This is a genomic window from Neisseria sicca, from assembly GCF_003044565.1.
In the GTDB taxonomy this organism is placed as follows: Bacteria; Pseudomonadota; Gammaproteobacteria; order Burkholderiales; family Neisseriaceae; genus Neisseria; species Neisseria sicca_A.
In genome coordinates, this window is record NZ_POXG01000002.1 from 375457 (window position 1) to 388082 (window position 12626).

General features: G+C 46.8%; 12 protein-coding genes. 7 read left to right on the forward strand and 5 right to left on the reverse strand.

Features of this window, described 5'->3' with window-relative positions:
- Nucleotides 1-172: 172 nt before the first annotated feature.
- From porB to DBZ16_RS06435, 3 genes are all read right to left on the reverse strand, one after another.
- On the reverse strand, nt 173-1246 hold the full coding sequence (gene porB, locus DBZ16_RS06420) for a trimeric porin PorB (protein WP_107813371.1): 1074 nt from the start codon (nt 1244-1246) through the stop codon (nt 173-175).
- A gap of 809 nt (nt 1247-2055) precedes the next feature.
- On the reverse strand, nt 2056-2874 hold the full coding sequence (truA, locus tag DBZ16_RS06430; RefSeq protein WP_107813477.1) for a tRNA pseudouridine(38-40) synthase TruA: 819 nt from the start codon (nt 2872-2874) through the stop codon (nt 2056-2058).
- An 83-nt stretch (nt 2875-2957) separates the two neighbouring features.
- Nucleotides 2958-5522, reverse strand: coding sequence for a FimV/HubP family polar landmark protein (locus DBZ16_RS06435; protein ID WP_107813372.1), 2565 nt, complete (start codon nt 5520-5522; stop codon nt 2958-2960).
- A gap of 348 nt (nt 5523-5870) precedes the next feature.
- On the opposite strand from DBZ16_RS06435, the gene DBZ16_RS06440 reads away from it, so the two are divergent.
- From DBZ16_RS06440 to DBZ16_RS06460, 5 genes are read left to right on the forward strand one after another with little or no spacing between them, the layout of a single operon-like run.
- On the forward strand, nt 5871-6404 hold the full coding sequence (locus DBZ16_RS06440) for a septation protein A (protein WP_003776270.1): 534 nt from the start codon (nt 5871-5873) through the stop codon (nt 6402-6404).
- Complete coding sequence (locus DBZ16_RS06445; RefSeq protein ID WP_049230581.1) at nt 6404-6694, forward strand: YciI family protein; 291 nt, start codon at nt 6404-6406, stop codon at nt 6692-6694. The genes DBZ16_RS06440 and DBZ16_RS06445 overlap by 1 nt, the downstream gene beginning before the upstream one ends.
- On the forward strand, nt 6694-6963 hold the full coding sequence (locus DBZ16_RS06450) for a BolA family protein (protein WP_107813373.1): 270 nt from the start codon (nt 6694-6696) through the stop codon (nt 6961-6963). Before DBZ16_RS06445 ends, DBZ16_RS06450 begins: the two co-directional genes overlap by 1 nt.
- Nucleotides 6964-6996: 33 nt before the next feature.
- Entirely contained in the window at nt 6997-7860 is an 864-nt protein-coding gene (locus tag DBZ16_RS06455) for a peptidylprolyl isomerase (RefSeq protein WP_107813374.1), read from the forward strand.
- 20 nt (nt 7861-7880) lie between these two features.
- Nucleotides 7881-8636 carry a peptidyl-prolyl cis-trans isomerase gene (locus DBZ16_RS06460; protein WP_107813375.1) on the forward strand — a complete coding sequence of 252 codons (756 nt, stop codon included), beginning with the start codon at nt 7881-7883 and terminating at the stop codon, nt 8634-8636.
- Between the two features lie 180 nt (nt 8637-8816).
- On the opposite strand, the gene DBZ16_RS06465 is transcribed toward DBZ16_RS06460, so the two are convergent.
- Together DBZ16_RS06465 and DBZ16_RS06470 are read right to left on the reverse strand one after the other, a co-directional pair.
- Nucleotides 8817-9974, reverse strand: a complete 1158-nt coding sequence (locus DBZ16_RS06465; protein WP_107813376.1) for an NnrS family protein — start codon at nt 9972-9974, stop codon at nt 8817-8819.
- 112 nt (nt 9975-10086) lie between these two features.
- Nucleotides 10087-10467 (reverse strand): hemerythrin domain-containing protein, encoded by a 381-nt coding sequence (locus tag DBZ16_RS06470; protein WP_003759365.1) that lies wholly within the window; start codon nt 10465-10467, stop codon nt 10087-10089.
- Between the two features lie 171 nt (nt 10468-10638).
- On the opposite strand from DBZ16_RS06470, the gene DBZ16_RS06475 reads away from it, so the two are divergent.
- Nucleotides 10639-11103, forward strand: coding sequence for an Rrf2 family transcriptional regulator (locus DBZ16_RS06475; RefSeq protein WP_070497376.1), 465 nt, complete (start codon nt 10639-10641; stop codon nt 11101-11103).
- A gap of 512 nt (nt 11104-11615) precedes the next feature.
- A complete protein-coding gene (locus DBZ16_RS06480; protein WP_107813377.1) occupies nt 11616-12590 on the forward strand; it encodes an energy transducer TonB in 975 nt (324 codons plus the stop codon).
- Nucleotides 12591-12626: the final 36 nt, after the last annotated feature.

Consider the following 12626-nt stretch of genomic DNA (forward strand, 5'->3'; position numbering starts at 1 on the left):
AAAGTTAATCCACTATATTTAGCCCCCACTAACACAACAGGAAAGTCTGATTTAAGCACCCACCTACCGAATTCAAATTTCCAGCCTCTACACATCCAATTAAACACACATCATTCAAACGACAAAAGAGCCTGCATAAAGCAGGCTCTTTATTTAGACTAATCGTATCAGATTAGAATTTGTGACGCAGACCAACCATACCGGCAGTAGATTCAGTTTTATCACCACCTTTACCTTCTTTCAACCAACCGGCAGAAATCAAGGCAGAAGTGCGTTTAGAGAAGTCGTAGTCAGCACCAACGATTACTTGGTTGTATTGGCTGTTAGCTTGTTTTACACCGTCTTCTTTAGCCTTGAAGCCGTGAGCATAAGACAGACGAGGCATTACGTTACCCATACGGTAACCGGCAGTTGCAGCAACTTCAGTACGTTCGTTTTTCTTAGCATCAGCTGTATCAGCTTTGAAGCCTTCGTATTGACCAGCAACAGCAACCAATACGTTGTTAGCATCGTAACCACCTACCAGACGGTGTACTTGGTAGTCTTTGTAAACGCCAGAACTCAAACCATTGTTGCTATTGAACAGTTCCAGATGTTCTGTATCCAAAGATTTACGTTTTGCGAAAGTACCAGCGTAGCGACCGAAGAAACCAGAGTTCTCATAGTTCAGACCCAAGCCGAAAGAGTGGCGAGTTTTGTCGTTGTGAACGTGTTTGTCGCTAGGATTAGCATTGTCGCGTGGTTGGTATTGAACGTTGCCGCTGAAGCCAGCAAATACTGGAGAGTCGTAACGTACAGATACTTTACGCTCGTCAACACGTTTCAGTTTACCCAATTGCAGAACTGTTGAGTTTGCTTTGCTAGATTCCCATGGGTCGATGCTGTCGCTAGTATCGTCCAAAGCGTTGTTCAGACCACCAGCACGAACTTTACCGAAACCGCCTTCCAAACCGATGAAAGACTCACGGTTGCCCCAACCAGAGTCGCCACCAGCGACAGAAGTATTTTGTTCTACTTGCCAAATAGCGTTCAGGTTGTTGCTCAGGTGTTCATGACCTTTGAAACCGATACGGGAACCGAAGTCAGCGATTTCAGTTGCAGTTTTGTTTGCGCTGCTTACGTGGTTAACAGTTTCTTTATGACGAGAAATTTCGACACCGGCTTTAACTTGACCGTACAGAGTCACGTCAGCCATAGCTGCAACAGGCAAAGCTGCCAAAGTCAGAGCAATCAGAGATTTTTTCATTGCTGTATTCCTTTTCTATCGTGAAGAAATAACTTAAGCAGACCCGGATAGAATCCGCTTAGGCTTTACATTATCGCTGGAATCAGCGATTCCATGACTCTTACTATAATTGTTCCTCTCTAAAAAAACAAACTTTATTCACTACCCCTACTGACCACCTGACCTCACAGCACCCGCATCACAACAAGGCATTCGCAATATTTTCCTTATAAATCATAATGTAATATCAACTTACCCGTTTTTTGCATTTTTACAACACAATTTCCTAAACGGTCGTTTTGGGCGATTGGCTGTTGTTTTTTAGCTAAATCAGCCGGATGAATGAATAAGCGGGTACAGGTGTGTATAGTGGATTAAATTTAAATCAGGACAAGGCGGCGAAGCCGCAGACAGTACAGATAGTATGGCAAGGCGAGGCAACGCCGTACTGGTTTAAAGTTAATCCACTATACTTTCTTATAGCATGCAATTTATGGGATTAGCCGGTCATGAACATTAGGTATATTCCCTCCCTCAATGTAGAAACATAAATCCTGCCCTTTGAATTTGCGGTTTCGTCGGTGTAACACCGACATGACATGTCCCGTAGTTTCCTCAAAAGAAAAGGTCGTCTGAAAATCTTTGTATTGATTTCAGACGACCTTTTGCCATTTGCACATACAATTCCCGCAAATCAAATTTCTGGAAAGGCTGATAGACATATCTATTCGGGCGGACTGTGACCTTATTGATGAAGCGCGGGCGTTACCCGCAACAGACTTTGGCAAAGAAAGATTGACGCCAAATACACACTTGGATTTCAGACGACCTCATAGCCATATCGGCATTTCGGGGCGAATGATACCGAACTCTGGCGGATAATCCACTCCGGTCAGGTACAGCCCATCAGGCATAAAAGTCGGCGGGGCTTTTAATCGGCTGCGCTCTTCGATTAAGTCCTGAAATCCGGAAACGCTAAGCCTGCCGCTACCAACATAAACCAATGCCCCCATGATATTACGCACCATATGATGCAAAAAGGCATTGCCGTGTAAGTCTAGTTTTAAGAATTGCGGTGTACCGCTGATTTTTGCACTATACAGGGTTTTAACGGGGGATTTTGCTTGGCATTCGGCAGCACGAAAGCTGGAGAAATCATGTTCGCCTTCTAATAATAATGCCGCCTGCTGCATTTTTTCAGGATCGAGTTTGAGGTGCGTCCACCCTATCTTTCCTTGCAATATCGGGGAGCGGACGGGAGATGATTCCAAAAGGTAACGATACCTTCTACCGTATGCATCAAAGCGGGCGTGAAAATGTGGGGCAACCTGCTGCGCGAACAATACAGCCACACCTTCAGGAAGATAAGCATTGACGCCCCGCACCCACGCCTGCTCGGGACGGACCACTACGGTATCAAAATGGACGACTTGCGCAGTCGCGTGTACGCCTGTATCGGTTCGTCCGGCAACGATCGTCCGAATGGTTTCGCCTGCAATTTGGCTGAGTGCGCTTTCCAATACCGTCTGGACAGTCGGCAAACCGTCAGCTTGTTTTTGCCAACCGTAAAATCGGCTGCCGTCATAAGACAGGGTTAATGCCCATCTTTGTATGGTTTTTATGGATAATGATTCGGTGTATGAAGTCATATGTCGTCTGAAAATAATAAAAGATGCCATTTTCACGGCATCTTTTATTTTAGCATTGTTCAATTTCGATTTACTTGCCAATATTAGGCATTCAATTCGTTCATCAATGCTTCGGCTTTATGACGGATCTCACCGCTTGCCTCATCCAGCAATTCGGTCAACGTCTCGCGGGCGGCATCGGGGTCGCCGATTTCGACATACATTTTGGCCAAATCGTATTTAGCTTCCAGCGGAGCTGTCATACCGACAGACTCGGAGATGAAACCTGAGTCAAAACCGGAATGTTCGTTACTGCTGTCGGCGGTATCTTCTACACCCAGATTTTCCCATTCGATGGTCTCATCAGCACTGGCTTCTTGAGTATTTTCAATACTGAAATCTTCACCATCTTGGAATGATAAAGGTTCGTCTTGTTTAATCTCAAACGGCTGAGTATCGGCTTCAGTTTGCGGCTGCTCAATTTCTTCAATGACGAAATCCAGCGCTTCTTCAGAGCTATCTGCCTGTTTGTCTGCTGTTTCAACTTCAGCCAACACTTCTTCTTGTATGTCTGCAACTTCAACTTCAGACGACGTTTCTTCTTGTGCGCCTAATTCAGGGAAAGGCTCAATAGCTTTAGCCGCTTTTGGCTCTTCCGCGAAGAAATCCCAACCCTCTTCCGATTCTTCAGATTTGGCTTCTACTTCTTCTGCTTCTACTACTGCGTCAATTGTTTCTAATTTAGGCTCTTCCACCTCTACGTCAAAAGGAATGGGCTCTTCTTCCGGTGCTTGTGGCTGAGCTTCTGACAGGTCGTCTGAAACAGATGGTGCTACAAAAGAGGAAACGTATGGGGTCTCTTCCTCATGAGCAGCCTCTGCTTCTACTGTTTCCACTTCAGCAGCTCTGTCTTCCATTACAACAGCAACGTGTTGATATGGATTTTCCGGCTCAGGCTCATATACGCTTTCGGTAGATTCGACAGTATCCCAATCGATATCACGGCGTTTTTCGGTTTCTTCGTCGATGGTTACGGCGCTAGACACGATGCTGGCTTGAGTATTGTCCAGTTCGTTCAGGTCCAGATCGACGTTTTCTTGTGCAGGTTCGGCAACAGGAGTTGGCTCATTAAAGAATACTTCATCATCGAAATCATCTTCAATTTCCAAACCATCTTCTTCAGGTTTGGGAGCTTCTACTACAGTTTGCGGAACTACTGCTTGTGGTTGTGGCTGCAGTTGTGGTGCAGCAGCGGCAGGGAACACATCATCTTCGATACTGATATCGAGATCGTCTTCATCCTGCTCATCTTCATTTATCGCACCAACAACAGACGTAGGCGCGACAGCGGATTTCTTACGTTTGCCCAACAAGAACAACAGCAGGAACAAACCTGCAAAGGTTGCGCCACCAATCAACAACCAGCGCCATAAACCGCTGTCTTCTGAAACTGCTTCCTCTTGTTGTTGTTTTTCTGTGGCAACTGCCGAGGCAATACGTGCTTCTACGTCAGCTTGTGCCTGAGAAATTTCTTGGGGTTCCGCGTTTACTGCTGCAGACGATGCATCTGGCTCGGGCAAGACTTTCACTTGTTCTGCAGATGCTGCGCCTGCTTCGGCTTTATTTTGCTCTGGAGCGCTCGCCGCCGTTACCGCCGGTTTATTTTCGGGCTTGGTTTCTTGTACCGGCTCAGCTTTTTTATCCTCTTTTTTATTCTCTACTTTGGTGTTTTCTACCGGAGTCTCTTTAGGCGCTACAGCAGGAGCTGTTGTGTTACCCGCTTTTTCAGACGACCCTTGAGTTTGAGGCTTATTGCTTTCCTGAACCGGAGGTTTGACTTGGGCTGATTTGGACGCCGTCGATTTCATATCGCCGTGCATCGGGATATACAAAACCTTGCCTGCAAGCATACGGTCGGCATCTTTACCGATGAAAACGCCAGGGTTGGCATTAACCAATGCTTGTATGGTCTGCTCGACAGTCATGCCTTGCGGACGGATTTTGGTGGCAATTTCAGTCAGAGTCTCACCCTGACGAACCAGATGCTGCTTGCCATAACGAATCTCGGTTCCATTGGCACGGGCAGCAGGTTGTTGCTGTTGTTTTGATGGCTGAGCCTGGGCTGCTTTATTGGTATTGTTTTTATCTTTTTTTGCAGCTTCCTTGCGACCAGCTTCACTTTGATTTCCATTTTGTATCGCACGATTAATGCGGTCGCGTGCGGCTTGGCGATCAAATTGAGAATGGTATGAATTGTTGTCAGAGGAAGAATTGGAATTAGATGCAGATTCACTGCGTGCGCGGCTTGAACCATCCGTTTTGCCGGAATAGCCCGCAGGATCAATGATGGCTGTGTATTCGCGTGATTGCGAACCTGCGCCGACTTGGAAAATCAACACAGGATCTTTAATCGCTTTGTTTGAGCGGATGGTCACGACTGCTTTGTCGCCCGACTTATGAACACTGGTACGCAAATTGCTATTGGAAACAGTTGCTTTTCCGCCTTTCAACAGCGCTTGGGCCTCGTCACCGGTTACGGTGATACTGCCTGAAAACGGCTCGCCCAGGTGTGATTGGACGTTCAACCCGCCAAGCCCGGCACTCGCACCAAACGACACTGCCAAGGCTACAGATGCCGCGATTAATTTGATTTTGTGATGTTTTTTCAAAACTTGTCCCCTGTGTAAAATGACAATCCTGCTAGAACTGCTACATACTTAACCGTATATTACGATATATTACGTTATGATATCTTCTAAAGTCGCAGTCTGCCAAGTAATCCGATGAATTAAGTGATGAAACAAACGAGAAATTAACAGGTTTGTAATTTCTGTGTTTCTTTTTTACAAATCTTACTGATAACATAGTTTATCATCCCAAAGGCATTTTTCAAACCCCTTTTTTAGATTATCGCCCGCCTGCATCGGCAATTTCAGTTCAAGGTGGTGCAAAAAGGTAAGGCTGCCTGTATGATTAGCGTTTGACTGAATGGTTTCATCTTTTTTGTTTGTTTGATTATGAAAGTTTTAAGCGATTTATTAGCAGTCATTTTGTTTTTCCTGACTTACACGATAACGAAAAACATGATTACTGCCACTGCAGTTGCCGTCGTATTCGGCATTTTGCAGGCTGGTTTTACGTACTGGAAATACAAAAAACTCGATACGATGCAGTGGGTCGGCCTGATCCTGATTGTCGTATTCGGCGGCGCAACCATTCTACTTCATGATGACCGTTTTATCATGTGGAAACCGACCGTTTTGTTCTGGATTGGCGCATTGGTTTTGCTAATCAGCCACTTAAGTGGAAAGAACGGACTAAAAGCGACTATGGGCAAAGAGTTGGAGCTGCCCGAACATGTTTGGAGCAAACTGACTTATGCCTGGGTCGCATTCATGATATTTTTAGGTATTGCCAACTGGTTTGTGTTCACCCACTTCAAAGAACAATGGGTAAATTACAAAATGTTCGGCTCTACCGGCTTTTTGTTTGTTTTCTTTATCGCTCAATTTTCCTATTTGAGCCGGTATTTACCCAAGAAGGATAGTTGATGGAATATTACATGCTACTGGCTACTGATGCCGACGATGTCCACGAAGCGCGCATGGCGGCACGCCCTGCTCATCTGCAACGTTTGGAAGCTTTGAAGGCAGAAGGACGCCTTCTGACCGCCGGCCCCAACCCTCTTCCCGACAATCCGGAGCGCGTGTCCGGCAGCTTGATTGTGGCTCAATTTGAATCTTTGGATGCTGCTCAAGAATGGGCGGAAAAAGACCCCTACGTCGATGCGGGCGTCTATGAAGAAGTCTTAATTAAACCGTTCAAAGCCGTATTCAAATAATGGATATGCGCGAGGCCATTGAAGGTCGTCTGAAAACGCTGAATCCTGTCTTCTTTGACTTTCAGGACGACAGCCACCTGCATGCGGGTCACGCAGGAAACAAAGGAGGCGGGCATTATACCGTCGTGGTCGTCAGTGAAGCTTTCGGCGGCGTCAGCCGCCTCAACCGCCAACGCACCATTAAAACTTTACTGCACGATCTGTTTTCAGAAGGACTGATTCACGCATTGAGCATCAAAGCGGCTACGCCTGACGAATACTTCCACTAATTACAGACATACTGGACATAAAAAGAGAAAATTATGAAGAAAAAACATCTTATCTCTATGCTGATGACTGCCTTGGTTTCCGGCAGCCTTTCCGCCCAAACTTTGGTTACTGTTAACGGTCAAGCCATCGACAGCAGCGTCATTGATGCCCAAGTTGCCGCGCTGCGTGCAGCAAACAACAAAATTCCCGACTCTCCCGAACTGCGCAGAGAGCTGACCGAGCGCCAAGTCATCAACACCGTAGTATCACAAGAAGCCAAACGCCTGAAACTCGACCAAAGCGCCGAATTCAAACAAGCTTTGGAACACGCCCGTACCGATGCCAAAAAACAAGGTGCCGATAAAAAAGCACATTTCAAAACCGAATGGGCGGCATTTGAGAGCGATTTACTTGGACAAGCTTATGCAATTCACGTCCTCCGTCAAAATCCTGTTCAAGAAAAAGACGTTAAAACCGCTTACGATAATTTCAGCAACTTCTACAAAGGCACTCAAGAAGTACAATTGGGCGAAATTATTACCCGTACCCAAGCCGATGCCCAAAAAGCCATTTCCGATTTAAATGCCAAGAAAAACTTTGCTTCCGTTTTGAAGCAATACTCAATAGATGAACGCGCCAAACAAGCGGGCGGCATTCAGCAAGGTTATGTTCCTTTAAAAGATTTGCAAGAAGCCGTTCCCCCGCTCTATGCCGCAGTTAAAGACTTGAAAAAAGGCGCGCACACTACAACGCCTCTGCAAGACAGTGACGTATATGCCGTTTTCTATGTCAACGACCGTCGTGACGTGAAACTACCGACTTATGACGAATCCAAAAACGACATAGCCAGAGACCTGCAAACATCCCGCGTCGATGAAGCGCTCCAATCTCTGCTGCAAAAAGCCGCAATTAAATAACTGCCCACGGAGTTTTCACGATGAAATACCAAACTGCCGCCGCAGTCATCATGGCGACGGCTGTTGCCGGATTCGCTGTTGCAAAAGCGCCTGATATTGATCAGGCACGCATAGACAGCGAAGTTGCCCGCATTCTCAAGCAAGCCGAACAGCGTCCTGAATCCAAGCAGCCTGACGGCAAAGCAATCCGCCAAGAAGTCGTCAAACACTTGCAAAGCATTGAAATTCTCAAAAATGCTGCACTCAAAGCCGGATTGGATAAAGACCCCGAGGTCCGTAACCAATTCCTCACTATGGAAGCGGAATTTTACGCGGCGCAATATGCCGACTATCTGAAGCGCACTGCCGAAATCAGCAATGCTGAATTATTGAAGTTTTACGATCAGCAAACCCGTATGATCAAGATTCAGCAGGTTAGCTTCGACACGCCCGAAGAAGCACGAGCAGCACAAGAATTGCTCTTGAAAGGCTTATCATTTGAAGAATTGACGAAACGATATCCGAATCAGCAACCTGCATTTGAAGATTTCGTCATGGCAAGGCAGCTGCGCCAACCGCTTGCAGGCATCTTGGGTTCAATGAATCGGGGAGAGGTAACTCGCAATCCTGTTGAAATTGAAAACAAGTTCTTCCTGTTTAAAATCAGCGAAGTACAAAAAGACCCTCAAGCACCGCCATTTGATCTGATTCGCGATCAACTCACCCAGCTGCTGAAAGAAGATAAAGCCCAACAGCAAATTCACCAGCTATTGCGTGAAAACGGTATCGAGCAATAACACGCTTCTACCCTGTCAACGTGAATTAAAATTAAACTAGGCAACGCGACAAAGCTGACACGATGCGAACTTCGATAAAACCACGCCGTACAGGTTTAAAGTGAATGCCAATATAAAAAGGTCGTCTGAAAACTTGGAAACAGGTTTCAGACGACCTTTCGTTTGATATGCTTGATTCGATTAACCCGGTTTACCATCCGCACGCGGACGGATGAGCCAAGGGATGTATTTCCATGCGTAAAGCAGCAGCGCCAGTGCAAACAGGACTGAGGAAGTACGGATACTGTGGACATAACCGGTACCGCCGACAAAAATCGCGACCATACGGATAACGGTGGAAGCAATCATCAGCCAAAAGGCAATGGGTACGGACTTAGGCGGCGGGTAGATAGAGTTGCCGGTATGCCCGAGCGCGGTGCGCGCCATCATGCCTAAGGTCAGAACGCCGATGCCGCCGACGCCGATAAGATGTACGCCGAGGTTGAGAAATGGAGCGTGGAAGTAAGAAGCTCCGACGGCAATCAGTCCCAAGCCAGTGAACAAATAGCCTGCGAATAAAATCCACAGCATTGGCTCTTTCAAAACAGCTTTATACCACCAGCGGTAAACCTGCACGGTAAAAATCACGCCCGCTGCAAAGGCAAAAGCAGATGAGAGCCAAGGCAGGGCTTGGTGCGCCATCAGCATGGCGGTCAGCATGGGCAACCAGAGGGACGCGTGAGCGACCCACATCGGGCTGGGGATTTGCGGAACATTCAGGCGTTTGGAGGTAAAGAAGGAAATGATCCGCATGCCGATCAGACCGATAAAGCCTGCAACCATAATCAGACCAGATTGCAACCCGCTGAGAAGTGCGGCTGCGTTTCCGGCATGCAGTTGGAAGTGGAATGCGGCATGCGTGCAGCCTAGGACGACGATGGCGAACACGGCGACGTAGTTGCGTTTGTTCTTAGACCGGATAACAGGCAATGCCATGCAAACCGCGCCGTACCAGAAAAACAAAGTGCCGAGTATGCCGCTCGCGGTTGCGCCCCAACCCGGAATGAAAACAGCAATCCTTGCTGCCAACCAAAATGCGGTTAATCCGACCAAAACGCCGCCGCGCGTAGGCGGCTGCCCCGTCCAAGTGGCAACGGCGGTCAACAGAAAGGCGATGACAACAAGTCCGGCATAGCCCCAAATCATTTCATGGGCGTGCCAGTAAAAGCCGCGCAACTCTCCCGTACCCGTATAGCCGAAGCCCCAAAGCAGGATGGACAGCGCGCCGTATAGTGCCGCCAGTGAGTAGAACGGGCGGAATGCCATTGCCCAAACAGGGTGTTTGAAAAAGGCGGTCATGGTAGTTCCTTGGTTTGTTTTTTGGAATGGTTTGTTTTAGGTTTGAATAGACAGGAGGGTCGTCTGAAAACACTAAAATCGTGCTTTTGGACTTTTCAGACGACCTTTTTTATCAGATTCCTTCGGGTTCCGGCAAAAACGGCTCGACTGCGGGAAACAGTTCGCGTTCTTCAAAACGGGCATGGTCGCGTAGGGTAACGGCAAAGTCCTTATTCCATGCTTCGTTAAGATATTCAGGATTTGCCATCATACTGCGCAGTTTGGCGTGTTCGGCTTCGAAACGTTCGCGCATCGCAACGGGAATATTCTGCCAATGCGGGGCGAACATGGTTTCTTCTTCGACAAAATGCGGTTCCAATTCAAGGAAATGGGCTTCAAGCTCTGTTTGATGGCTTTCAGCGGGCGCGCGCAGGAGGCGGACACAGAGCGAAAGGGCGTGATGGTGTTCGCGGGAAAGTTCGATAAGTGCTGGATGGCGTTTTAACGGCTTCATAATATTTGATTATAATGATAACAAATTATCAAACTGCACTGGATTAATTTAAATGTTTCGGATATTATGAAACTTAATCATATATAAAGTCAAACACATAACGGCGACAGTTCTCCACTATGGACACTGCCGCCGTTCCAAAAAATAATTACATTCTGAACAGAGAAAACCATGTATCTGACGCAACACACGGATTATGGTCTGCGGGTATTGATTTATGCGGCCGTAAACGACGATTCGTTAGTCAATATCGGAACCATTGCCGAAGCCTATAACATTTCCAAAAGTCATCTGATGAAAGTCGTCACCGCGCTTGTCAAAGGCGGTTTTCTAACCAGTATAAGGGGGAAAGGAGGCGGACTGCGTCTGGCAGACACTCCCGATAAAATCAACGTCGGCGCGGTCGTGCGTCACCTTGAGCCCATGCAAGTTGTTGAATGCATGGGAGAAAACAACGAATGCCTGATTACCCCATCCTGCCGCCTGACCGGCATTTTGGGCGGAGCAATTAAGGCTTTCTTTGCGCATTTGGACGGGTTTACTTTGCAGGATCTGCTCAATAAACCAACCTACGATTTACTTTACGAACCCAAAATCGACATCATTGTAGAAAAAATAGACGACAAATCGGCATAACCCGCCCTGCTGATGTTTTGGGTGTTCTGATTAAAAATCTGCACAATCAAAAATAGAAATGCCTGGTAACTCTTGTAATCATGGCATTTCGCAAATATCAGGTTTTCAGTTTTCTGACGACCTTCGGGAAGTATGCAAATAGATCTATTGTTCTATTCAAACGCCCGCCAATCGCTCCTCAATAACGACGAAAATCAATCTAAAAACACAAACCCATCAATAAAATAATCTTTTTTCAGCTTTTTCTTCTCTAAAATACTCTATCAACATCACTTGATTTGCACACAAAATTGTAAATTTATGAACTTTTCCGGCTGAACAATTTCTAATTCAGTTAACTGAGGCATCGCTTCCTCTTTTTCTTTTGTTTCATTGTGATAATGAATAGCAATATCAAAACATTGCATTGTACATATTAATCCTTGGGAATATTTCGAAAAAAATATTCACTTAAAAAACAAATGAAAAAATAGGTTGCAAACAAAAATTGTTGCTATTATCATGCGTCGATTATGAATAAAGACCGAATTTTAATCCCAGTAGCCGTCATTACCGTATCATTGCTTCACGCGGGTTTGATTGCGCTTTTGTGGGAAACATACAAACCGCTTATACCGGAAATGGCAAATATTGAGTTTGTCGATTTGGCGGATTTGGGTGGTGGCGACGGAGGTGGAGACGGCACCCCCGAAGGCGAAGGTGCGCCTGCCGCTCCGGAAAAAACGCCCGAGCCGCAAAAACCCAAGCCTCAACCGAAACCCAAACCGGTCGAACAGCCCAAGCCACAGATCAAGCCGGTAATAACAAAAAAAGCGGATGCCGATATTCAGCAGCCGAAAGAGAAGCCCAAGCCGGTTGAGAAACCAAAACCTGAGCCTAAACCCGAACCCAAACCGGAACCTAAGCCAGAACCCAAACCAGAGCCACGCCCGGAACCTAAACCCCAACCCAAAGCAGAACCTAAACCCGCACCTAAAGCCTCGGACTATACCAGCAGCAGCAAAACCGGTCCGAATACTGCAGAAAACGGTAAAGGCAACGGACAAGGTAAAGCTCCACATGGCGACAGCAAAGGAAACGGAGGAGGCAATAAAGGTCCTGGCAACGGACAAGGTGAAGGCAGCGGTCCCGGTACTGGCGGCAATAAAGGCGAACATGGCTCCGGTAGCGGCAGTGGCGGCGGTTCCGGTGGTGGAAATGGTCCCGGAACAGGACCGGGTAGTAGTAGAGCCAATCCGGTTAAAGGTGGCACTTGCCATATTCCTAAACCGCCATATCCTCCCATAGCGGCAGAAAACGGAGATACAGGTACAGTTATGCTGAGTGTCTTGGTTGGCCCAGGAGGAAAAGTTGCTGAAGTTAAAATTTTAAAACGCAGTGGCTCCAATGCTCTTGACCAAGCTGCCCGTAAAGCAGTTAAAAATGGTGCTTGCAATGCCTCTGTCTGGACTGAATTCCGAGTCCCGGTCTCTTTTACTCTTGAGTAATCGGGCGTAACACCTTTATCGACAAAAGTTTTAATT